17 protein-coding genes are annotated in these 22,381 nt (G+C 75.6%); 9 read left to right on the top strand and 8 right to left on the bottom strand.

The genetic code is table 11. From position 1 onward, the window contains the following. The first annotated feature begins 134 nt into the window (after positions 1–134). Genes A8711_RS26460 through A8711_RS26470 form a run of 3 tightly spaced genes read left to right on the top strand, consistent with a single transcriptional unit; the run spans position 135 to position 5,733 of the window. Positions 135–2,543, top strand: coding sequence for a beta-glucosidase (locus tag A8711_RS26460; RefSeq protein ID WP_069089677.1), 2,409 nt, complete (start codon positions 135–137; stop codon positions 2,541–2,543). After that, a complete protein-coding gene (locus tag A8711_RS26465; RefSeq protein WP_069089678.1) occupies positions 2,540–3,559 on the top strand; it encodes a LacI family DNA-binding transcriptional regulator in 1,020 nt (339 codons plus the stop codon). The genes A8711_RS26460 and A8711_RS26465 overlap by 4 nt, the downstream gene beginning before the upstream one ends. Next, positions 3,556–5,733, top strand: coding sequence for a glycoside hydrolase N-terminal domain-containing protein (locus A8711_RS26470; RefSeq protein ID WP_069089679.1), 2,178 nt, complete (start codon positions 3,556–3,558; stop codon positions 5,731–5,733). Before A8711_RS26465 ends, A8711_RS26470 begins: the two co-directional genes overlap by 4 nt. On the opposite strand, the gene A8711_RS26475 is transcribed toward A8711_RS26470, so the two are convergent. Genes A8711_RS26475 through A8711_RS26490 form a run of 4 tightly spaced genes read right to left on the bottom strand, consistent with a single transcriptional unit; the run spans position 5,730 to position 9,178 of the window. After that, a complete protein-coding gene (locus tag A8711_RS26475; RefSeq protein WP_069089680.1) occupies positions 5,730–6,239 on the bottom strand; it encodes an NUDIX domain-containing protein in 510 nt (169 codons plus the stop codon). The two genes, A8711_RS26470 and A8711_RS26475, sit on opposite strands and share 4 nt — an antisense overlap. Before the next feature lie 9 nt (positions 6,240–6,248). After that, a complete protein-coding gene (locus tag A8711_RS26480) occupies positions 6,249–7,169 on the bottom strand; it encodes an SDR family oxidoreductase (RefSeq protein WP_064445989.1) in 921 nt (306 codons plus the stop codon). Then, complete coding sequence (locus A8711_RS26485; RefSeq protein ID WP_069089681.1) at positions 7,166–8,473, bottom strand: NAD(P)/FAD-dependent oxidoreductase; 1,308 nt, start codon at positions 8,471–8,473, stop codon at positions 7,166–7,168. Before A8711_RS26485 ends, A8711_RS26480 begins: the two co-directional genes overlap by 4 nt. Positions 8,474–8,527: 54 nt before the next feature. Beyond that, complete coding sequence (locus A8711_RS26490; protein ID WP_227457361.1) at positions 8,528–9,178, bottom strand: TetR/AcrR family transcriptional regulator; 651 nt, start codon at positions 9,176–9,178, stop codon at positions 8,528–8,530. Between the two features lie 73 nt (positions 9,179–9,251). Here A8711_RS26490 and A8711_RS26495 point away from each other — a divergent pair, with 73 nt between their 5' ends. Genes A8711_RS26495 through A8711_RS26505 form a run of 3 tightly spaced genes read left to right on the top strand, consistent with a single transcriptional unit; the run spans position 9,252 to position 12,492 of the window. Next, the gene (locus A8711_RS26495) at positions 9,252–10,604 is read left to right on the top strand and encodes an MFS transporter (RefSeq protein WP_069089682.1); all 1,353 of its coding nucleotides are present in this window, start codon (positions 9,252–9,254) and stop codon (positions 10,602–10,604) included. Positions 10,605–10,616: 12 nt separating this feature from the next. Next, positions 10,617–11,843 carry a hypothetical protein gene (locus A8711_RS26500; protein WP_069089683.1) on the top strand — a complete coding sequence of 409 codons (1,227 nt, stop codon included), beginning with the start codon at positions 10,617–10,619 and terminating at the stop codon, positions 11,841–11,843. Positions 11,844–11,901: 58 nt separating this feature from the next. After that, positions 11,902–12,492, top strand: a complete 591-nt coding sequence (locus tag A8711_RS26505) for a pyridoxamine 5'-phosphate oxidase family protein (RefSeq protein ID WP_043324102.1) — start codon at positions 11,902–11,904, stop codon at positions 12,490–12,492. 6 nt (positions 12,493–12,498) lie between these two features. On the opposite strand, the gene A8711_RS26510 is transcribed toward A8711_RS26505, so the two are convergent. After that, a complete protein-coding gene (locus tag A8711_RS26510) occupies positions 12,499–13,980 on the bottom strand; it encodes a peptide MFS transporter (protein ID WP_043330143.1) in 1,482 nt (493 codons plus the stop codon). A 224-nt stretch (positions 13,981–14,204) separates the two neighbouring features. On the opposite strand from A8711_RS26510, the gene A8711_RS26515 reads away from it, so the two are divergent. Next, positions 14,205–14,546 (top strand): RNA polymerase-binding protein RbpA, encoded by a 342-nt coding sequence (locus A8711_RS26515; protein ID WP_007070998.1) that lies wholly within the window; start codon positions 14,205–14,207, stop codon positions 14,544–14,546. 180 nt (positions 14,547–14,726) lie between these two features. On the opposite strand, the gene A8711_RS26520 is transcribed toward A8711_RS26515, so the two are convergent. The 3 genes from A8711_RS26520 to lnt are packed head-to-tail and all read right to left on the bottom strand — an operon-like array spanning position 14,727 to position 17,733. Next, complete coding sequence (locus tag A8711_RS26520) at positions 14,727–15,272, bottom strand: FxsA family protein (protein WP_069089684.1); 546 nt, start codon at positions 15,270–15,272, stop codon at positions 14,727–14,729. A 53-nt stretch (positions 15,273–15,325) separates the two neighbouring features. Next, positions 15,326–16,117: a polyprenol monophosphomannose synthase gene (locus A8711_RS26525; protein ID WP_069089685.1), complete on the bottom strand. Its 792-nt coding sequence runs from the start codon at positions 16,115–16,117 to the stop codon at positions 15,326–15,328. 26 nt (positions 16,118–16,143) lie between these two features. Then, complete coding sequence (lnt, locus tag A8711_RS26530) at positions 16,144–17,733, bottom strand: apolipoprotein N-acyltransferase (protein ID WP_069089686.1); 1,590 nt, start codon at positions 17,731–17,733, stop codon at positions 16,144–16,146. 112 nt (positions 17,734–17,845) lie between these two features. Between lnt and A8711_RS26535 the strand changes: the two genes are divergently transcribed. After that, a complete protein-coding gene (locus tag A8711_RS26535; RefSeq protein WP_069089687.1) occupies positions 17,846–19,162 on the top strand; it encodes a low temperature requirement protein A in 1,317 nt (438 codons plus the stop codon). Positions 19,163–19,213: 51 nt separating this feature from the next. Continuing rightward, the gene (locus A8711_RS26540; RefSeq protein ID WP_069089688.1) at positions 19,214–22,324 is read left to right on the top strand and encodes a BTAD domain-containing putative transcriptional regulator; all 3,111 of its coding nucleotides are present in this window, start codon (positions 19,214–19,216) and stop codon (positions 22,322–22,324) included. Positions 22,325–22,381 lie beyond the last annotated feature (57 nt).

Raw genomic sequence — 22,381 nt, forward strand, 5'->3', positions numbered from 1 at the left:
CACCGCTCCGGGCCGACCCCTGCCGACACCGACCACCACCCCTTTTCGCGTACGCGCCGCCCCGTCACCGGCACGGTCGTCGAAGCGCTTCGACGGCCGGGCGACGGCCCGTACGCCGACCGGAGGCGCCCACCATGACCGACCCCGTCCCCCACCGTCTCGACGACCTGCTGGCCCGGCTCACGCTGCCGGAGAAGCTCGGCCTGCTGCACCAGTGGCAGGCGCCGGTGCCCCGGCTCGGCCTGCGCGCGTTCCGCACCGGCACCGAGGCGCTGCACGGCGTCGCGTGGCTCGGCACCGCCACCGTCTTCCCGCAGGCGATCGGCCTGGCCGCGAGCTGGAACCCGGACCTGATCCGGGCGGTCGGGGCCGCCGTCGGCGACGAGGTACGGGTCAAGCACCGCGCCGACCCGGTCCGGGTCGGCCTCAACGTGTGGGCGCCGGTGGTCAACCCGCTGCGCGACCCCCGCTGGGGACGCAACGAGGAGGGCTGGTCCGAGGACCCGTGGCTGACCGGCAAGCTGGCCACCGCGTACGCGCTGGGGCTGCGCGGCGACCACCCGATCCGGCTGCGCACCGCGCCGACGCTCAAGCACTTCCTCGGCTACAACAACGAGACCGACCGGGCCACCACCTCCAGCGACCTGCCACCCCGGGTGCTGCACGAATACGAGCTGCCGGCGTTCCGCGCCCCGCTCGCCGCCGGCGCGGCGGTCGCGGTGATGGCGTCGTACAACCTGGTCGACGGCGTACCGGCGCACCTGAGCCCGCTCATCGAGGGCGAGCTGCGCGGCTACGCCGACGACGACATCATGGTGGTCGGCGACGCCGGGGCGGTCGGCAACATCGCCGGCGTGCAGGAGTACCTGCCCGACCACGTGGCCGGGTTCGCCGCCGCGCTGCGCGCCGGGATCGACAGCTTCACCGAGGACGACGAGGACAGCGCCCCCACGGTGGAACGCCTCACCGAGGCGCTGGCCCGCGGTCTCATCGAGCCCTCCCACGTGGACCGGGCGGTACGGCGGATCCTGTCCGTCCGGTCGCGCCTTGGCGACCTGGACCCGGACCCCCACGACAACGTGCCGCCCCACACGCTCGACAGCCTCGCCCACCGGGAACTCGCCCGCGAGGCCGCCCGCCAGTCGGTCGTGCTGCTGCGCAACGACGGCCTGCTGCCGCTGCGCCCCGGCACCCGCGTCGCGGTGCTCGGACCGCTCGCCGACACCGTGCTCACCGACTGGTACAGCGGCACCCCGCCGTACACGATCAGCGCCTACGCGGGGCTGCTCGGACGGCTGCCGGAGGTGACCACCCACCCCGGCACGGACCGGGTCACGCTGCACGTCGGCGACCGGGCGGTACGCCTCGACGGCGACGGCCCGCTGGCGCTCGGCGACACCGCGGCCGAGTTCGAGGTGGTCGACTGGGGACAGGACGTGGTGGCGCTACGCGCCGTGGACACCGGCCGGTACGTCGGCGCCGACGACGCCGGGGCCCTGGTGGCCGACCGCGAGGGACCAGGCGGCTGGGTGGTACGCGAGACGTTCCGCCTCGACCACCGGCCCGACGGCACGGCGCTGCTGCGTCACCTCGCCACCGGACGGCACGTCGGCGTCGCACCTGACGGGCGGCTGAGCGTGGCCACCGGCGACCCGGCCGCGTTCACCGTGACGCTGCGCGCCGACGGGGCCGCCGACGCCGCCGCGCTCGCCGCCGCCGCCGACGTGGCGGTGGTGGTGCTCGGCAACCACCCGATGGTCAACGGCCGGGAGACCGAGGACCGGGCCGACCTGACGCTGCCCACCGGCCAGGAGGAGCTGCTGCGCGCGGTGCACGCCGCGAACCCGCGTACCGTGCTGGCGCTGACCAGCAGCTACCCGTACGCGGTGGGCTGGGCGCAGGAGCATCTGCCGGCGGTGCTGTGGAGCGCCCACGGTGGACAGGAGCACGGCAACGGGCTCGCCGACGTGCTGCTCGGCGCCGCCGACCCGGGCGGGCGGCTCACCCAGACCTGGTACGCCGACACGGCCGAACTGCCCGACCTGCTCGACTACGACATCATCGGCGCGGACAGCACCTACCTCTACCACCGGGGTGAGCCGCTGTACCCGTTCGGGCACGGGCTCAGCTACGCCGAGTTCGACTACGCTGACCTACGGTTGAGCACCGCCACGGCACGTGCCGGCGAGGAGGTGGAGGTGAGCGTCGAGGTCACCAACACGGGCCGCCGCCCGGGCACCGAAGTGGTGCAGCTCTACACCCGGCAGCGGCGTTCCCGGGTCAAGCAGCCGCTGCGGCAGCTGCGCGACTTCGCCCGCGTCACGCTCGATCCGGGCTGCGCCGCCCGGGTGACGATGCGCCTGCGTACCGCCGATCTGGCCTGGTGGGACGAGACCCGCGCGGCGATGGTGGTGGAGGACACCGTCCACTCGGTGCTGGTGGGCCGGTCCGCTCGCGACATCCGGCTCGTCGGCGCGCTCGCCGTGACCGGAGACGCCACGACGGTCGCCCCGGCCGACCGCAGCTGTGGAGCCGCCCGGTGAGCGGGCGCGTCCCCGGCGAGCAGGTCACCATCGCCGACGTGGCCCGGCACGCCGGAGTGGCCGCCAGCACCGTCTCGTACGTGCTCAGCGGCAAACGCACCATCTCGGCCACCACCCGGGGACGGGTCCTCGACAGCGTCCGCGCGCTGGGCTACCACCCGCACGCCGGGGCGCGCGCCCTGGCCAGTCGCCGCGCCAACGTGATCGCGCTGGTGCTGCCGCTGCGTACCGGCATGCAGGTGCCGGTGGTGATGCGCTTCGCCACCGCAGTGGTCACCACCGCCCGCCGCTACGACCACGACGTGCTGCTGGTCACCGCCGACGAGGGCCCGGCCGGGCTGCACCGCATCGCCGGCAGCGCGCTCGTCGACGGCGTGCTGCTGATGGACGTCGAGCTGGAGGACTCCCGGGTGCCGCTGCTGCGGGAACTGGCGCTGCCGGGTGTCCTGATCGGGCACCCCGCCGACAGCACCGGGCTGGCCTGCGTGGACCTGGACTTCCGGCGCGCCGGTGAGCTGTGCGTGGAACACCTGGCCGCCGCCGGGCACCGGCGGATCGCGCTGCTCGGCGCGCCCGCCGCGGTCTACGACCGGGGCACCGGGTTCGCCCACCGCACCCGCGCCGGGGTACGCGCCGCCGCCGGGCGGCTCGGCGTCGACGCGGTGACCCGGCCCTGCGAGGAGGGACCGGCTGCGGTACGCCGCGACCTGGAGGCGCTGCTCGCCGACCACCCGGACGTCACCGGCCTGGTGGTGCAGAACGAGTCGGCGGTCGGGCCGGTGCTGGCCACGCTGCCGCTGCTCGGCCGCCGGGTGCCGCGCGACGTGTCGGTGGTCGCGATCTGCCCGGACGAGCTGGCCGAGCAGTCCGCGCTCACCTGCGTACCGGTGCCCGCCGAGGAGGTCGGCCGGCAGGCGGTGGCGTTGCTGATGCGGCGGCTGAGCGGCGAGGGAGTGCCGGAGGTGACGTTGCTGGAACCGCACCTCACCGTGCGGGACACCAGCGCCCGCCGGTGACCGTGCACCGCGTCCACGACACCGCGCCGGCCGCCGACTGGACCGACGCGTTCCTCACCGGCAACGGCGAGCTGGGACTCATGGTCCACGGGCAGCCGTACGCGGAGCGGATCGTGGTGAACCACCACCGGCTCGTCCTGCCCAACGGCACCCGGGACGCCCGCGCGCCCGAGCTGGCCGGCCGGATGCCGCACATCCGCGCGCTGGTGCTCGCCGGGCGCCGTGCCGAGGCCGCCCGGCTGCTCACCGGCGGCCGGGAGCTGGAGTGGACCCAGTCGTTCCACCCCGGGTACGCGCTCACCGTCGACGCACCGCCGGGACCGGTACGCGGCTACCGGCGCGACACCGACTTCACCACCGGGGAGGTGGAGGTGCAGTGGTCGGGCGGGCGGCGGCGTTGCTTCGCCTCCCGCGCCGACGGCGTGGCGGTGCTCCACCTCGACCAGGGCGACTGCGTGGTCGATGTGACCGGTGAGCTGCCCGGCCGGCCCGCCGACGTGGTGTACGAGCAGGCCGCTTACCGCCGCGACGGGCTGGTGTTCCTGCGGGTACGCGCCCGCTACCCGCACGCCGGCGGGGCGTACGGGTTCGAGGGGTTGACGCTGCTGCGCGGCGACGTGAGCGTCGACGGCGACCGGGCGCGGGTACGCGGACCGGCCCTGCTCACCACGCTCGTCGACCGGCCCGACGCGCCGCCGTGGCGTACCCGGGACTCGGAACGGCGGCTCGCCGCGCTGGCCGGGGACTACGACGCGCTGCTGGCCCGGCACGCGCCGCGCCATCGCGGCCCGTACACCCGGGTCGGCCTGGACCTCGGCGTGCCCGCCGCCGACCGGGCGCTCCCGGTGGGTGAGCTGCTGGCCCGGCAGGCCGCCGCGCCGCACCGGCTGGACCCGGCGCTGCTGGAGCGGCTGTTCCACTCCGGCCGGTACCTGCTGTTCAGCGCCAGCGGGGTGCTGCCGCCCCGGCTGACCGGGCTGTGGCTGGGCTCCTGGGACGCGGCGTGGGCCGGTGACTTCACCACCGACGCGAACCTGAACCTGCAACTCGCCGGGGCGAACGTGGGCGCGCTGCCGGAGGTGACAGCGGCGCACGCCCGGCTGGTCGCCGCGCAGGTGGCCGACTGGCGCGCCAACGCCCGGGCCGTGTACGGCGCGCGCGGGCTGCTCGCGCCCAGCCGCACCGACGGTGAGCACGGGCACCTGTTCCACGTCCACCCCGACTGGCCGTTCACCGCGTGGCTGGCCGGCGCGGACTGGCTGCTGCACCCGCTGCACGAACATCACCTGGTCACCGGCGAGCCGCTGGGTCCGGTGGCCGGCTGGCTGGCCGAGGTGGCGGACTTCTTCGCCGACGTGCTCACCGATGTGGACGGGCAGCCGGCGCTGGTGCCGTCGTACTCGCCGGAGACCGGCCCGTACGACGACACCGGCCGGACCGCGCCGGTCGCGATCAACGCCACCATGGACGTCGCCGCGGCCCGGCACGCGCTACGGCTGGCCGCCGAGGTGACCGGCGAGGACCGGTGGGCCGGGGTGCGGCCTCCCGGCTACCTGGTGGACGGGCGCGGCGCGCTCGCCGAGTGGGCGTGGCCCGGCAGCACCGGCGACGAGAACCACAGGCACGTCAGCCACCTGTATCCGGTGTGGCCGCTCGACGAGATCAACCCGGACGACACCCCGGAACTGGCCGCCGCCGCGCACCGGGCGCTGACGCTGCGCGGCGACGAGAACCAGTCCGCGCACGGCAGCCTGCACCGGGCGCTGGCGGCGGCGCGGCTGCACGACGGCGACCTGGTCGCGGCGAACCTGGGCAAGATCCTCGGCGCGGACATGTTCTTCCGGTCGCTGATGAGCGCGCACAACCCGGGCCGGACCACGTACAACGCCGACGCCGCGCACACGCTGCCGGCGGTGCTGATCGAGTCGCTCGTGCAGTCCCGCCCCGGGGTGCTGCGGCTGCTGCCCGCGCCGCTACCCGATCTGCCCGCCGGGACGCTGCGCGGCGTCACCTGCCGGGGCCGGGTCACCGTCGAGGAGCTGACCTGGGCGCCGGGCCGAGTCCGGGCCCGGCTGGTGTCGCCGGTGGCGCAGCGCGTGGTGGTGCACGCACCCGGGGACCGCCGTGCGGTGGATCTGGTTCCGGACCGGCCGTGCGAGGTGGTGTTCGGCTAGAGGTTGTCGGGCTGGCGCAGCGCCGGGTGGCTCTCGCCCGGCGCGGCGTACCAGGGCGGGGCGTCGTCGGTCAGGGCGGTGCCGATCCGCAGCCGCGCCCAGTCGTCCAGTTCGGGCAGCGCGTCCGGGGCGAACCAGGCCACCGCCAGCGACTCGTCGCCGTCGGCCGTCGGCGCGCCGCCGATCGCCCGGCAGCGGAACCAGACGTTCAGGTATTCGCAGGCGTCCCCGTTGGGGTAGACCACCGGGTGGGTGGCGACACCGGCGAGCCGGTCGATAGCCACCTTGACGCCGGTTTCCTCGTGGACCTCGCGCACCAGCGCGTCGGCTGGTTGCTCGCCCGGGTCGACGGTGCCGGCCGGGACCGACCAGCGGCCGTTGTCGCCCCGGCGGGCCAGCAGCACCCGTCCCGCGTCGTCGGTGACCACGCCGCTGACGCCGTACAGCATGAGCAGGTCGTGGCCGACGTGGCGGCGCAGCCGGGCGATGTAGGGCGAGACGGCCATGCGCGCACGCTACCCGCCGGCCTGCCGGTGCCGCCGGACCATGCCCTCGGCCAGCGCCGCACCGTCCAGGTCACCGGCGGCCAGCCTTCCGGCGACGGTACGGCGCACGATCCGGTCCGCGAGGGCCGGGGCGTGCCGGGCCAGCGCCAGTTCGATCCGGCCGCGCCGGGTGGTGGCCACGTCCCGTGGCGCGCGGCGGGCGGTCGCGGCGCGCAGGATCGCCGCCACCACTCCCTCCACGGGTTCCGGCCGCGACACTCCGCTCAGCGACAGCCCGGCCGCCACAGTGCTGTCGTGGATCGGGGAGGCGACCATGCTCGGGTAGACCACGCTGACGCCGACGTGGGTGCCTACTTCGTGGCGCAGCGCGTCGGCGTACGCGACGAGCGCCCGCTTGCTGACCCCGTACGCGGCTGCGAGGGGCAGCGGCAGCACGGCCATCCGGCTGGCCACGAAGATCACCCGGCCGCGTGCGGCCTCCAGGGCGGGCATCGCGGCGGCGGTGGTCCGCCAGGCGGCGAGCAGGTTCACCTCGATCTGGCGGCGTACCACCTCGTCCGGCGGCAGCTCGGCGGGCGCGGGCCCGCCCACACCGGCGTTGTTGATGAGCAGGTCGAGTCCGCCGAGCCGGTCGATCGCGGCGGCCACGGCCGGTGGCGTCGCGGCCGGGTCGGTCAGGTCGACGCCGAGCACCGCAGGGGTGGCATCGGGGTCGGCGTGCAGGTCCAGCCCGACCACGTGCGCGCCTGCGGCGGTGAGCGCGGCACCCAGGTGCTGCCCGAACGTGCCGCGCGCGCCGGTGACCAGCACGCGTCGTCCGGCCAGGGCGCTGCGGCCCGGCGTGCCGGATCCGGCGGCCGAGCCTCGGCCTGCCGCGCCGGATCCGGTCCGCTGCGCGTCCTCGGCCGGGGGCCGTCCCGGGGCGTTCATCGTGCCGCTCCGGCGCGGCGCCGGCCGGCGGCCAGTTCGCGGCCCAGTTCGGCCAGGTAGACGTCGAAGTCGACGCGCATGTGCGGTCGGCGTTGCCCCCACCGGGCGGTGGCGGCGCGCAGCTCGTCGCGGCAGGCGGCGGCCTGCCGGGCCGCGTCCGGTGGCGTCCAGGTGCCGGCCAGCCGCGCGGCGACCAGCCGGGCCTGCGCCTCGACCAGGGGGAACGCGGCGCCGGTGGACTGCATGAGCCCGACGAATGCCAGCCCGGGGGCGTCGAGGTGGAACACGTGCCGGTACAGCGGAAGCCGGTCGGGGCCGTCGCCGAGCAGCGCCGGGTCGAGGAACGGCATCTCGACGCGGTAGCCGGTGCACCAGACGACCAGGTCGATCTCGTCGTGGCGGCCGTCGGTGAACTCGACCCGGTCGCCGTCGAAGCGGGCGATGCCGGGCCGGGCCTGGATGTCGCCGTGGGTGAGGCGGGACAGCAGCGCGTCGGACAGCGTCGGGTGGTCCTGGAGGAAGCCGTGCGCCGGTGCGGGCAGCCCGTACCGGGTGGGCGGGCCGACCGCGGTGGTGATCATGGTTTGGCTGATCCGCTGCCGCAGCCGCCACGGCAGCCGGCGGGCCAGCGCGCCGTTGAGCGTGTCCGACGGGCGGCCGAGCAGGTACTTCGGCACCACCCAGACGCCGCGGCGCAGCGACAGCAGCGTGCGTGCGGCGGCGTACGAGGCGTCGACGGCGATGTCCATGGCGGAGTTGCCGCCACCGACGACGAGGACCCGCCGCCCGGCGAGCTGTTCCGGCCCTCGGTAGTCGTGGCTGTGCATCTGCTCGGCGGCGCACTCGCCGGGGTACGGCTCGGGCCGCTTCGGCACCCGGTTGTGCCCGTTGGCGACCACCACCGCCTCGACGTCGACAGCGACCGGGCCGTCCGGGCCGGTGGCGCGTACCCGCCAGCCGTCGCCGGTGCGGGTGACCCGCTCGACGGTGTGGCGCAGCCGTACTGCCTCGCGCAGGCCGAACCGGTCGGCGTAGTCGGCGAGGTAGCCGGCGACGCGGGTGTGGTCGGGGTAGTCGGGCCAGTCGGCGGGCATCGGGTGGTCGGCGAACTCGGTGCGCCCCTTGCTGGTGTTCAGGTGCAGCGTCCGGTACGCGGGCGAGCCGGGTGCGCCGTACACCCAGAGGCCGCCGAGCGTGTCGGCCGCCTCGAACGCGACGGCCGGGATGCCGGCGTCGGCGAGCGCCTTGAGCGTGGCCAGTCCGGCGGCTCCGGCGCCGACGACGGCGACCCTCGGTGTGGCCATACCCGCCTCCTTAATCCAACGACTGATGGATAATCCCCGGAGCGCGGGCCGGCGTCAAGGCCGGGCGCCGCCGTACAGCGCGTCGAGGAAGCGGTGCACGAACGCCCGGAACTCCCGCCGCTCGCGCGCGCCCGAGCCGGTCCCAGCCGCCAGGGCCACCACGTGCCCGTGCACCGTCCAGACCAGGGAACGCACCGTCACGTGCGGCGTCGGCTCGGTCAGCGCGCCCGCCTCGGCCGCCGCGACGAGCAGCTCCTCGACCAGCCCGTACAGCGGCGCGGCGTAGCGGCGGTCCAGCTCGCCGTGCCGCTGCGGCTCCAGCCAGCGGCGCAGCCACAACGCGGTGGTCTCCGGACGGTCCTCCAGGAAGTCGACGAACACGTCCAGCAGGTCGTGCAGCGCGCGCAGCGCGTCGTGCGGCCCGGCGGACAGGGCCGCCCGGGCGCGCTCCCCGGCTGCCTCGATGACCTCCCGCTCGGCGCTGAACACCCGGGCGAAGCAGGCGTCGTAGAGCTGCGCCTTGGTGCCGGTGTGGTGCACCACGGTGGCGGCGTCCACCCCGGCCGCGGCGGCGACGTCGCGGACGCTGACCGCGTCGAAGCCCCGCTCGGCGAACAATGCGGTGGCGGCGGCGAGCACCAGGTCACGGGTCGGGCGCTGGTCGTCGCGGCGGGGCCGACCGGGCCGGCGGCGAGGCATGGTCATCCGGCCATTGTTCCCCCTACAATCCAGCAACCGTTGGATTGGGGGCGGCGTGCCCCGAGGACAGGAGGCCGCGATGACCGGGCTGGATCAGCGCTCCGACGCGCTCACCCTGCCACGCGGCCCGCTCGCCGGGTTCGCCACCGGCTCACTCGGCATGGGCGTCTGGGTGACAGTGCCCGGGCTGCTGCTGCTCTACTTCCTGACCGACGTGCTGGCGGTCGCCCCGTGGCTGGCCGGGCTCACCCTGCTGCTGCCGAAGATCGCCGACGTGCTGCTGCACCCGTGGATCGGGCACCTCTGCGACGTCGAGCAGGCCCGCCGGGGTCACCGCCGACGGCTGCTGCTGGCCGGGTGCGCGCTGCCGCTGGCGTTCGCCGCGCTGTTCGCCGTGCCCGGCGGCCTCACCGGCGCCGCCGCGGCCGGCTGGGTGGCGGTGTTCTTCGTCGCCGGCAACCTGCTGTTCGCCGCGTACCAGGTGCCCTACCTGGCGACCCCTGCCGATCTGCGGATCGGCTACCACGAGCGGACCCGGCTGATGGCGTTCCGGATGGTGGTGCTGACGCTCGGCATCCTGGTCTCCGGGCTGCTCGCGCCGCTGCTGGCCGGCGGCGACGACGCCACCCGCGACGGTTACCTGCTGATGGGCGTGGTGCTGGCGGCCGGGATGCTCGCCGCGATGCTGGTCGGCGTCGCCGGGATCGGCCGGCTGCGCCGTACCGCCGCCGACACGGCCCCGCCGCACGGTCCGGGCGGGTGGCGGGCGCTGGCCGCGAGCCTGCGGGACCGGCAGTTCCGCTGGCTGGTCGGCGCGTACCTGGCCATGTCCACCACCACCCACCTCGTGCTGGCCGGCGTGCCCTACTACGCCGAGTACGAGCTGGGCCGCCCCGGACTCACCACAGTGCTCGTGGCCGCGTTCGTCGCGCCCGCGCTGCTGGTGACCCCGGTCTGGCTGACGGTGGCGCGGCGGATCGGCAAGCAACGCGCCCTGCTCGCCGCGCAGGCCGCGTTCGCCGCCGGGTCGCTGGTGCTGGCGATCGGCCGTCCCGCCGGACTGCCGGTGCTGGTGGCCGCCGTGGCGGTGCTCGGCGTGGCGTTCGCCGGCATGCAGTTGCTGCCGTTCTCCATGCTGCCCGACGTGATCCGCGCGGGCGGCGGCGCCGAGCGGGCCGGCACGTACACCGGGGTGTGGACCGCCACCGAGGCCACCGGCGCGGCGCTCGGCCCGTACGCGTACGCGCTGTGCCTGGCCGCCGGCGGGTTCGTGGCCTCGACCGCCGGGCAGACCGTGACCCAGTCCCCGGCCGCGCTGGACGCGCTGCGCTACGGCTTCGGGCTGCTGCCCGCCGCCGTGATGGTGGTAGCGGTGCTGTTGCAGCGCCGCTACACCCTCGACGGCGCGGCCCGCGCCGACGCCGCCGGATAGACTTCGCCCCCGATGGACGCCGAGCCCGCCACCGACACCCGACCCTGCGCCCACTGCGGACGCGACGTGCCGCAGCGCGTCGGCGCGGGCCGCCCGTTCCGCTACTGCCGGGACAACGACGGCGCCTGCCAGCGGGCCGCGCGCAACTCGCGGATGCGTCACCGCAACTCCCCCGGCCTGCCCGGGCAGGTGGCGCGCACCTGGGAGGCGGTGGACCGGCTCGACCAGATCGTCGAGACCCTCACCGAGGCGCTGCACGCCGAGCTGTCCCCGGCGGGTGTGGAACGGCAGCTCGCCGAGCTGCGCGCGGAGACGTCCGCGCAGGTGGCGGCCGCGCACGCCGAGCGCGACGAGGCGCGCCGCGAGGCCGAGGACGCGACCGCGGCGGCGGCCCGCGAACGGCAGCAGGCCCGCGCCGCGTACGCCGAACGCGACGCCGCCGCCGACCGGGCCGAGCGGGCAGAGGCGGCGGCCGCGACGGCCGCCGAGCGGGTCGCCGCCGCCGAGGACGCCCGCGACGCGGCCCGCGCCGAGGCGGGCGCGGCGCAGGCGCTGCGGGTGCAGGCCGAACGCGACCGCGACGCCGCCCGGCACGACCTGCGCACGGTACGCGCCGAACGCGACGCCGAACGCCGCCGCGTCGCTGAGCTGACCACCGAACGGGACACCGCCCGCGCCGACGCCGAGCGGGCCACCCGGTCCGCCGCCGAGGCCCTGGACCGGGCCGAACAGTCCCGCGCCGACGCCGACCGGGCGCGCGCCGACGCGCAGGCCGCGCAAGGGCGGGCCACCGAGGCCGAGCGCGCGGCGCGGACCGCCGCCGAACGCGCCGACGCCGAGGCCACCGCAGCGCGGGCGGCGCGCGCCGAGCGGGACCGGGCCGACGCGGTACGTGCCGACGCCGAGGCGGCGCTGGAGCGGGCCCGCGCCGAGGCGAGCGCGGCGATCGAGGCGGTCCGCGCCGAGGCTGCCGCTGCCGTCGAGCGGTTCCGTGCCGACGTGGCCGCCGCGGTGGAGCAGGCCGCGGCCCGTACCGCCGAGCGGGACGCGCTCGCCGCGGAGCTGGCCGACGTGCGGCGTGCCGCGAGCGCCGCCGAGGCGCGGGCGGCCGACCTGGCCGCGCGCACGGCCGTGATCGAGGCGGACCGGGACGCCGCGCAGCGGCGCGCCGGGCAGCTCGCCGACCAGGTCAGTGACCTGGCGACGGCGCTGGCGCGGCTCGGCACCCGCACCGGCTGACCGCCACGGGCTGGGAAGGGGGCAGCGCCGGACCCGTGCCGGCGGGGAGGATCGGGGCATGGGAAAGACATACGAGCGCATCGACGGCCGGCTGCGGGACTTCATCGAGGCGCAGCCGATGTTCTTCGTCGCCACCGCCCCGCTGTCCGGTGACGGCACCGTCAACCTGTCCCCGAAAGGGCTGCGCGGCTGCTTCGCGGTGCTCGACGAGCACACGGTGGCGTATCTGGACTTCGCCGGCAGCAACGCCGAGACCATCGCCCACCTGCGGGAGAACGGCCGGATCACGCTGATGTGGTGCGCGTTCGCCGGCCCGCCGAACATCGTGCGGGTGCACGGGCGCGGCGAGCCGGTGTTCCGCGACGACCCGCGCTGGCCCGGCCTGCTGCGGCACTTCCCCGACATCGACCCCGGCCCGCACGGCCTGCGGGCGATCATCGTGGCGCACGCCGAGCTGATCCGCGACACCTGCGGCTACGCGGTGCCGTTCATGACCTACGACGCCGACCGCGACCTGCACGAACGCCGGTTCGCCCGGGAGGACGACACGTCGCTGAGCGCGTACTTCGCCGGCAAGGACCACGTCGCCACCAGCATCGACGGGCTGCCCGGCCTGCCGCTGCCACTGCCGCCCACTCCGTCGGTGTGAGCCAGGTCAGTGGATGCCGGCCATCAGGGTCCGGATCTGGCGGGTGAACATCACCGCGGCCAGGCCCAGCACCACCGAGGCCAGCCCGAAGGTCAGGAAGTACACCGGCTGCGACCAGGCGCCGGCCAGCCGGGCCACCTGGCCGCCGATCGCGTCGCCGACGGCGGTGGCGAGGAACCACAGGCCCAGCATCTGACTGGCGTACTTGACCGGGGCCAGTTTGGTGGTGGCGGACAGGCCGACCGGGCTCAGCGACAGCTCGCCGGCCACCTGGATCGCGTACACCGCGACCAGCCACAGCGGTGAGACCAGGTCGCCGCCGACGGCGGCCCGCGCGGCGGCGGCCATCAGCACGAACGACAGACCGTTGAGCACCAGGCCGACCGCGAACTTCGTGGGCGTGGACACCCGGTGCCCGAGCTTGAGCCACAGCGCGGCGGCCAGTGGCGCGCCGATGATGATCAGGATCGGGTTCACCGACTGCAGCCAGGACGCCGGGAAGGTGAACCCGCCCACCGAGCGGTCGGTCTGGTCGGCGGCGAAGATGTTCAGCACCGATCCGGCCTGGTCGTAGATGAGCCAGAAGGAGGCGGCGAACACGAACAGCCACACGTACGCCTTCATGCGGCTGCGTTCGGTGCCGCTGATCTCCCGGTCGGTGAGGATGCGCGCGAAGTAGCCGACTGTCACCAGCACCGTCACCACGGTGAGCAGGTTGACCACGGTGTCGACGGTGAACCAGCCGGCCAGCAGCAGCACCAGCAGCACCGCGAGCAGAATCCCTGTGGCCACGCCGATGCGGGTCAGCGCGCGTCGCCGGTCCGCGCCGAGCAGTGGGTCCGCCGGGCGGGCGCCGGCGTCGCCGAGGTTGCGCCGGCCCAGCACGTACTGGAGTACGCCGAAGGTCATGCCGACCGCCGCGGCGCCGAACCCCAGATGCCAGTTGATCTTCTCGCCGAGGAAGCCGGTGATCAGCGGAGCGATGAACGCGCCCAGGTTGATGCCCATGTAGAAGATCGAGAACCCGGCGTCGCGGCGCGGCGAGTCCCGCTCGTACAGGTCACCGACCATGGTGGAGATGTTCGGTTTGAGCAGGCCGGTGCCGAGCACGATCAGCGCCATGCCGGCGAACACGCTCCACCCGGTCGGGATCGCCATCACGTAGTGGCCGGCGGCGATCACCACGCCGCCCCACAGCACACTGCGTCGCGCGCCGATCAGCCGGTCCGCCACCCAGCCACCGGGCAGGGCCATCAGGTAGACCATGGCGTTGTAGGTGCCGTACACGGCGTTGGCGCTGGACTCACCGATGTCGAGTCCGCCGTCGGCGACCGCGGCGGTCAGGTACAGCACCAGGATCGCCCGCATGCCGTAGAAGCTGAACCGCTCCCACATCTCGGTGAGGAAGAGCGTGGACAGCGCACGGGGATGACCGAAGAAGGTCTTGCCCGCGGGTGGCCGGGCCCCGACCGGCGCGTCACTGCTCATCGTCACCTCCGGCACGCAAACAGGTGGGTAACATCCCCATTGACAGGCGAAACACTCCACCGATTCGGCCCGGCCGGGGACGACCCCGCCGGGCAGCTGTCATGGCCGGTTACCCTTGGTTCTTCCGACCCGCGTACGGCCCTGCCGACGTGGGTGGGGAATGGGCGAACGGTGACCGGCCGTTACACCTGAAGACCAGCACCACGGACGAGGGGAAGTCGATCATGGGCGAGCGCATGCTGCGCGGTAGCCGGCTGGGCGCGGTCAGCTACGAATCCGACCGCAACACGGAGCTCGCGCCGCGCCAGACCCGCGAGTACCTCTGCGCCAAGGGCCACCAGTTCGAGGTGCCGTTCGCCGTCGACGCCGAGGTCCCGACGACCTGGGAGTGCAAGTTCGACGGCAGCGTCGCCCGCCTGGTCGACGGCACCGAGCCGGAGCAGAAGAAGGCCAAGCCGCCGCGTACCCACTGGGACATGCTGCTGGAGCGGCGCTCGATCGCCGAGCTGGAGGACATCCTCGCCGAGCGGCTCCAGGAGGTCCGGACCCGTCGCGGTCGCGCCTGAGCATCTCCCGCATGACCGAAAACGCCCCCGGGTCACCCGGGGGCGTTTCCGTTGCCCGGGCGGGGCGCGGTCGCCAGTTCGGGGTGGTGGCGGGGTCGGGCGCGGTCTGATGCCACCACCTCGGCGAAGTGGAGTCGATCAAGCCGATGGCCCGGCGCAACGCAGCGCGGCGGGCGTGCGTCAGCGGTCGACGATTTCGCCCTCGATGGCCTTGCCGGGGTCGGTGACCGGCTGGGGCGTCGGCGAAGGCGCCGGACCAGGCGACGGTGACGGCGCGGGCTGCGGGGTCGGCTGCGGCGCGCCCCGGTACACCCGTACCCGCCGTGGCCCGAACAGGTCACCGGCGACCATCGACGACACCCGCCGCTCGGTGGCCCGGCGCACCCCGCCACCGGCCAGCCGGCGCATCGGCGGCAGCAGCAACAGCAGGCCCACCACGCCGCTGACCAGGCCCGGCATCGCCAGCAGCAGCGCACCCAGCAGCCCGACCAGCCCGTCGGTCACCTCGGGGCCCGGTGGACGGCCGGCCTGCGCCGCCGCGCGGAATCCGCGCCACGCCCGCATGCCCTCGCGGCGCAGCAGCACCAGCCCCAGCAGGGACGCGCCGAACACCAGCAGCACCGCCGCGCCGAACCCGACAGCCCGGCCGACCAGCACGAAAACGGTCAGCTCCAGCAGCGCCAACAGCAGCAGGGCCGGGGGTACGTACTTCAGTCCTCGGCGCATCTCACCTCATCCGCCCGGGGTCATCACGCCCCTCAAGCATGACACGCCTCGGCTCAAGGCCAGCGGGCGAGCGCGTCCGGGCGGGCGGACGCGGTCGCCAGGCGGTCCCGCACCCCCCACCGGGTGACCCGCCACAGCGCCTCGGCCACGATCAGCGGGCTCATCTTGCTGTCGCCGTGTTCCCGCTCGGCGAACGTGATCGGCACCTCCACGATGCGTACCCCGGCTCGGTGCGCCAGCCGGGACAGCTCGACCTGGAAGGCGTACCCCTGGGAGCGCACCGAGTCCAGGTCGATGGCGTCCAGCGCGCTGCGCCGGTACACCCGGTAGCCGCCGGTGGCGTCGCTGACCGGCATGCCCAGCGCGAGCCGCGCGTACAGGTTGCCGACCCGCGACAGCAGCAGCCGCTGCCACGGCCAGTTCAGCACCCGCGCGCCGCGCGTCCACCGGGAGCCGATCACCACGTCGGCGTCGCGGGCGGCGTCCAGCAGCGCCGGCAGGTCCTCCGGCGCGTGCGAGCCGTCGGCGTCCATCTCCACCACGGCGTCGTAGCCGCGTGCGCGGGCCCAGGCGAAACCGGCCAGGTAGGCCGCGCCGAGCCCTTCCTTGCCTTCGCGGTGCAGCACGTGCACCCGCGGGTCGTCCCCGGAGAGCCGGTTCGCGATCGCGCCGGTGCCGTCTGGGCTGTTGTCGTCGGCGACGAGCACGTCCACCGCGGGCGCCGCCGCGCGTACCCGGGCGACGATCCGCTCGACGTTGTCGGCCTCGTTGTAGGTGGGGATGACCACCAGGACCCGCCCCACCCCGGGGTGGCCGGCCGTCCGCCTGTCGGCTGTCACCGCCACCGTCGCACCGCCTCCCGCTCGTCGGCTCAGCCGGGAGCGACCTCCCGGCGCCGGCGCAGCACGGCCGCGCCGGCCAGGGCCGCGACCGCCAGCGCCGTGAGCGCCACCTCCGGCCACACCCCGGCCGTGGTCGCCGGGGTACGCCCGTTGCCGAGTTCCATCTGCCGCACCACCACCGCGGCGGTGTTGAACCCGGTCGCACCGTCTACCCGCCCGTCGGGGGTAACGAACCCGGACACTCCGACCGTGGAGGCCATCAACGCGGCCCGGCCGTGCTCCACCGCCCGCAACCGCACCATGGCCAGCTGCTGGCGGGCCTCGGCCACGTCGAACGTGGCGTTGTTCGTCTGCACCACCAGCAGCTGCGCGCCGCCGGTCACGGTGTCCCGGACGATCCCGTCGTAGGCGACCTCGAAGCAGATCACGTCGCCGAGGACCGCCGCGCCCGCGTCGACCACGCCGGGCCGGTCACCGGGGACGAAGTCGGAGCTGACCCGGTCGACCTGCGAGCTGACCATGCGGGCGAGGGATCGCAGCGGCACGTACTCGGCGAACGGCACCGGATGCCGCTTGACGTACGTCTGGTCCAGGTCGACGCCCGTGCCGGGCCGCCACAGCAGCCCCACGTTGCGCACCTGCCCCGCCTCCGGGCCGGCGAGCACCGCGCCGACCAGGATCGGCGCGCCGATCGCGTCGGCGGCCTGCCCGATCCGTTCCCCCGCGGCCGGGTTGCGCAGCGGGTCGATGTCGCTGGAGTTCTCCGGCCACACCACCAGGTCGGGGCGGGGCTGCCCGCCCTCGGTGACCCGTTCGGCCAGTTCCAGCGTGGCGTCGACGTGGTTGTTGAGCACCGCCTGCCGCTGCGCGTTGAAGTCCAGCCCGAGGCGCGGCACGTTGCCCTGCACGATCGCGACGGTGACGGTGCCGTCCGCGCCGCGTACCTCGGCGGGCACGGCCGGTCCGGCGGCGAGCAGCGCGACCAGCCCGGCGGTGAGCCCGGCCACCGGCCGCCACTGCCCGGGCGCGCGACGCCAGTCCCGCCACGCCACCGCGACGAGGATCCCACCGGCGACCGCTACCGCGAACGTGACCAGCGGCGCGCCGCCGAGCGCGGCCAGCCGCAGCATCGGCGACGTGTCCTGGCTGAACGCCAGCCGCCCCCACGGGAACCCGCCGAACGGGGTCCGGTCGCGCAGCGCCTCCTGCCCCACCCACAACACGCCGGTGAGCAGCGGCCATGCCGCCCGGTGCCGGTCGGCCAGCGGCGACACCCAGGCGGTGGCGGCGCCCAGCAGCGCCAGGTAGGCGGCCTGCAGCAGCGACAGCAGCGCCCACGGCAGGTAGCCGGTGTGCAGGTTCGTCCACTCCAGCAGCGGCGCGAACAGCGCCACCCCGGCCAGGAAGCCCAGCCCGGCGCCGGCCCGCAACCGCCGCCGGTGCGCGGCGGCCGCCAGCAACGCCACCCCGACCGGGGCGAGGGGCCACATCCCGTACGGCGGGAACGCCAGCAGCAGCGCCACCCCGGCCAGTACGGCGGCCGGCACGGCCAGCGTCAGCGGCAGGGGACGCGCCCCGTCGGCGACGGTGCGCGACTGCTCCTGCTCCAGCGTCGTCACCGGCTTCTCACCACGATCACGGGCCGAAGGCTACCCGCCCGTACCGGCCGTCGGCCCGCGCCCCTGCGCCACCGATCGGGCAACTGCGCCTCGGTGGGCGGGGCCCGCTGCCATGCTCGGCAGCATGAACGCTGAGCGGGGACGGGGTCGTGTCCTGCCGACCGCGCCCGGCTCGCGCGTCACCCGGGTGGAGTTGTTCTACGACCTGGTGTTCGTGTTCGCGTTCCTGAACGTCACGAACGTCCTCTCCGAAACCCTGAGCGGCAGGTCGTTGCTGGCGGGACTGCTGTTGCTGTTGCTGCTGTGGTGGTGCTGGGTGTCCTTCGCCGCCCTGGGCAACGTCGTCCGCACCGACCAGGGGGTGATGCCGCTTGTCGGCTCGGTGACGGTGGCCGCGCTGTTCGTGCTGACGCTGAGCACACCGTCGGCGTTCGCCGAGGAGCAGGCGCAGCAGCAGTCCGGTCCGCCCGGTCTGGTCTTGTTCGCCTGCTGCTACCTCATCATCCGGGCGGCCCAGGTGCTGGTGTTCCTGGCCCGCAGCAGCCGCCGCGGACGGACCGCCCTGCGCCTCGGTCTCCCACCGCTGACCAGCGTGGCGTTGATCCTCGCCACCAAGGCACTGCCCGAGTCACCCCAGCAGCCATGGGCGAGGTGGCTGCCGCTGGCGCTGTGGCTGGCCGCGGTCTGCGTCGAGTACACCTCCGGGGGCCTCGCCCCCAGCGCCGGGCTGACAGTCGTGTCCGCCGCCCACTGGGCCGAGCGATACGCGCTGATCCTGCTCATCGCGCTCGGCGAGTCGATCATTTCGCTCGGGCTGGGACCGAAGCTGAGCGCAGGCTTGCCGGCCACGTGGCCGGTGATCGTGGCGTCGGTGCTCGGCGTCACCATCATCGCGTCCCTGTGGTGGCTGTACTTCGACACTCTGGCACCCGCGCTGGAGCAGCGGCTGCATCGCACCCGCGACGTCCGGGCACGAGCGGCGCTCGCCCGCGACGCCTACGCCTACCTGCACCTGCCGCTGATCACCGGGATCATCCTGTTCGCCCTCGGGCTCAAGCGCTACCTCACCGTCATCTCCCACCCGCACGGCGATCCCTGGTGGGAACACGCCGCCGAGCTGGACAGCCGGGTGCTGTTCGCCGGGGTGGTCATCTACATGTTGGGACTGCTGGCGCTGGCGGTGCGGGCGACCCAACGGATTCCGGCGGTCGCCACCTGTGTGGTGCTCGTGCTGGCGGTGGGGCTGCCGTGGGCGGGCCGGCTGCCGGTGGTGGCCGCTCTGGCGATCCTGGCGGCGGTCAGCGTCTTCCTGGTGCTGTTCGGTCTGCGCGCGGGTGACCCGTGGCGTCGTCAGGTGCGCCGGACCGCGTTGGACGAGCAGGTCGCCGCCGAGCGGGAGCAGTCCGAATGGCGCCGGCGTCACCTGTGACCGGCGGGTGGGGAGTGTGGGCGGTGCCGGCGACAGGCGACAATCGGGCCCATGCGGTTCGGTGTGCTCGGCGCGACCCAGGCGTACGCGGCCGACGGCAGCGCGCTCCCGGTCGCCGGTGAGCGGCTGCGCGCCCTGCTGGTGCTGCTGCTGCTCGACGCCGACCGCACGGTGCCGCCGCGGCGGCTCATCGACGGCGTCTACGGCGACCGGCCGCCGGAGCAGGCCGCGAACGCGCTGCAGTCGCAGGTGTCGCGGCTGCGGCGGCTGCTGCCCGGGGCGCGCATCGAGTTCGGTCCGGCCGGTTACCGGCTGGCCGTCGACCCGCAGCGGGTGGATGTGCACCGGTTCACCCGGCTGGCCGGGGCGGGACGGGCGGCGCTGGCCGACGGTGATCCGCGCGGCGCGGCGGCGCTGCTGCGCGACGCGCTGGACCTGTGGCGCGGCGAACCCCTCGCGGATGTCGCCGGGGCGCCGTTCGCCGACGTCGAGGCGGCCCGGCTGCGCGAGCTGCGCCTGGCGGCGATCGAGGACCGGGTCGAGGCGGACCTGGCGCTCGCGCCGCCCGGGGCGCCGCTGATCGCCGAGCTGCGGGCCCTGGTGGCGGCGCATCCGCTGCGGGAGCGGCTGCACGGGCTGCTGATGCGCGCCCTGCACGGCGCGGGCAGCCGCGCCGAGGCCCTCGCCGCGTACGCCGACGCGCGCCGCGTGCTGGCCGAGGAGCTGGGCGCCGACCCGTCGGCGGAGCTGGTCGCGTTGCACGCCACGCTGCTGCGCGACGACCCCGCGCCGCCGGCGCGGCTGCCCGCCCCGCTGACCAGCTTCGTCGGCCGGGAACGGGAGTTGCGGCGCGTCGAGGAGCTGCTGGCCTCGGCGCGGCTGGTGACGTTGCACGGCCCCGGCGGCGCTGGGAAGACCCGGCTGGCCACCACCGCGGCGTCCCGGCACGACGGGCCGGTGTGCCTGGTGGAGCTGGCCGCTGTCGCGCCCGGCTCGCCTGTGGCGCCGGCGGTGCTGACCTCGCTGGACCTGCGCGACGCCGGGCTGCGGGCCCCGGGCGGGCCCCGGGACCTCACCGACCGGCTGGTGGCGGCGCTGGCCGGCCGGCGTCTGCTGCTGGTGCTGGACAACTGCGAGCACGTGATCGACGACGCGGCCCGGCTGGCCGCCCGGCTGCTCGCCGCCGCTCCCGGGCTGCGGGTGCTGGCCACCAGCCGGGAGCCGCTGGGCCTCACCGGTGAGGCACTGTGCCCGGTCGGTGGCCTGGCCGCCCCGGACGCGCCGAGCGCACCGGCGACGGCGGCCGCGTACCCGGCGGTGCGGCTGTTCACCGACCGGGCCGCCGACGTGGCGCCCGGGTTCACCCTCGACGCCGACACCACCCCGGCGGTGCTGCGGATCTGCCGTACCCTCGACGGGCTGCCGCTGGCCCTGGAGCTGGCGGCGGCGCGGCTGCGGGCCCTGCCGGTGGCGCAGGTCGCGGCCCGCCTGGACGACCGGTTCCGGCTGCTGCGCCGCGGCGACCGCACCGCCGCGCCCCGCCACCGCACGCTGGAGGCGGTCGTCGGGTGGAGCTGGGACCTGCTCGACGAGCCGGAGCGGCGGCTGGCCGCCCGGATGAGCGTGTTCGCCGGCGCCGCCGACCTGGCCGCGGTGCAGGCGGTGTGCGGCCCGGACGCCGGCGACGTCCTGGACACCCTCACCGGCCTGGTCGACAAGTCGCTGGTGGAGGCGGCCGGCGGGCGCTACCGGATGCTGGAGACGATCCGCGAGTTCACCGCCGCCCGGCTGGCCGAGCACGGCGAGACCGGGCGGATCCGCGACGCGCACGCCGCGTACTTCCTGGGTCTGGCGCAGGCCGGCGACGCGGGCCTGCGCGGCGGCGGCCAGGAGCGGTGGCTGCGCCGCCTCGACGCCGCCCGCGACGACCTGCACGCGGCGCTGCGGCGCGCGGACACCGCGACCGGGTTGCGGCTGGTCGCGGCGCTGGCCTTCTACTGGTGGCTGCGGGGTCTGCGCGGGGAGGGCGCGGCGCCGGCCCGGCGGCTTGTCGACCGGCTCGACGGCCCACCCGACGGCCTGGCCGAGGAATACGCGCTGGCCTTGCTGATCGCCACGCTCGCCGGTGGCGGCGACCGCAGCGAGGTCGACGCCGCGTCGCGGATCCTGTGGACCATGGCCCGGCCGCCCCGGCATCCGTTCCTGCTCTACCTGTCCGGCATGGCCAGCGGGCCCCCGTCGCCGCAGGACGCGGCGGCGCTGCACGAGCGGGCCGTCCGGGACCGGCTGCTCGGCGCCGACCCGTGGAGCCGGGCGCTGGGCCGCCTGGGCACCGCGATGGTCGGTCTGCTGCACGGCCGTCACGCCCAGGCCCACGCCGACCTGGACGGCGCGCTCGCCGGTTTCCGGGCGCTCGACGACCGCTGGGGCATGATCGTGACGCTGTCCACCCGCGCCGAGGCGGCCTACCGCACCGGTGACGTCGCGTCGGCGGCCGCGCCGATGGCCGAGGCGCTGGAGCTGGCCGAGCAGCTCGGCTCCACCCTGGACCTGGCGGAGCTGCTGCGGACCCGCGCCGACGGGCGGCTCGCCGCCGGTGACCTGACCGGCGCGGCCGAGGACTTCCGGCGGGTGCGGCGCATCGCCGGTCCGGCCGGCGCGCCGGAGCTGGTCGCCGCCGCGTACCTGGGGCTCGGGGAGATCGCCCGCCGCGACGGCGACCCGCGGCGGGCGCGGACGCTGTGCGAACGGGCGGTCGCGCAGTGCCCGTCGGGCTGGTTCGGCGCCGATGTGGTGCGGCTCGCGGCGCTGGTGACGCTCGGGCAGCTCGCCGACGCCACCGGCGACCCGGCTACGGCCCGCGCCCACTACCGGCAGGTCCTCACCGCCGGCGTCGGTGTGTGGGACGTGCCGGTGGTGGCCGCCGCCGCGGACGGGCTGGCCGGGCCGCTGCTGCGCGACGGCGACCCCGAGTCGGCGGCCCGCCTGCTGGGCGCGGCGGCGGCGCTGCTGGCGGGCACCGGCGCGGCCGACGCCCCGGCCGGCACACCCACCGCCGTCGAGCTGCGGGAACACCTGGGTGAGGCGGCGTTCGCCACCGCGTACGCCCGGGGCGCGGACCTGCCCCGGCAGCGGGCGCTGGCGCTGGTCGACGGCCGCTGACCGGCCCGGTGCGCGCGCGGTGCGCGCCCGGTCAGCGCCGGCGGTGACGCTTGCCGG

The organism is Micromonospora sp. II (assembly GCF_001709195.1).
GTDB classification, from domain to species: domain Bacteria; phylum Actinomycetota; class Actinomycetes; order Mycobacteriales; family Micromonosporaceae; genus Micromonospora; species Micromonospora chalcea.

Bases quoted from the DNA above. Each gene is read 5' to 3' on its own strand.
- A8711_RS26535 (WP_069089687.1), top strand. From the start codon at position 17,846: ATGCTCGGCAGCATGAACGCTGAGCGGGGACGGGGTCGTGTCCTGCCG.
- A8711_RS26485 (WP_069089681.1), bottom strand. From the start codon at position 8,473: ATGGCCACACCGAGGGTCGCCGTCGTCGGCGCCGGAGCCGCCGGACTG.
- A8711_RS26460 (WP_069089677.1), top strand. From the start codon at position 135: ATGACCGACCCCGTCCCCCACCGTCTCGACGACCTGCTGGCCCGGCTC.
- A8711_RS26515 (WP_007070998.1), top strand. From the start codon at position 14,205: ATGGGCGAGCGCATGCTGCGCGGTAGCCGGCTGGGCGCGGTCAGCTAC.
- A8711_RS26475 (WP_069089680.1), bottom strand. From the start codon at position 6,239: ATGGCCGTCTCGCCCTACATCGCCCGGCTGCGCCGCCACGTCGGCCAC.
- A8711_RS26520 (WP_069089684.1), bottom strand. From the start codon at position 15,272: ATGCGCCGAGGACTGAAGTACGTACCCCCGGCCCTGCTGCTGTTGGCG.
- A8711_RS26540 (WP_069089688.1), top strand. From the start codon at position 19,214: ATGCGGTTCGGTGTGCTCGGCGCGACCCAGGCGTACGCGGCCGACGGC.
- A8711_RS26495 (WP_069089682.1), top strand. From the start codon at position 9,252: ATGACCGGGCTGGATCAGCGCTCCGACGCGCTCACCCTGCCACGCGGC.
- A8711_RS26480 (WP_064445989.1), bottom strand. From the start codon at position 7,169: ATGAACGCCCCGGGACGGCCCCCGGCCGAGGACGCGCAGCGGACCGGA.
- A8711_RS26490 (WP_227457361.1), bottom strand. From the start codon at position 9,178: ATGACCATGCCTCGCCGCCGGCCCGGTCGGCCCCGCCGCGACGACCAG.
- A8711_RS26500 (WP_069089683.1), top strand. From the start codon at position 10,617: ATGGACGCCGAGCCCGCCACCGACACCCGACCCTGCGCCCACTGCGGA.
- A8711_RS26505 (WP_043324102.1), top strand. From the start codon at position 11,902: ATGGGAAAGACATACGAGCGCATCGACGGCCGGCTGCGGGACTTCATC.
- A8711_RS26510 (WP_043330143.1), bottom strand. From the start codon at position 13,980: ATGAGCAGTGACGCGCCGGTCGGGGCCCGGCCACCCGCGGGCAAGACC.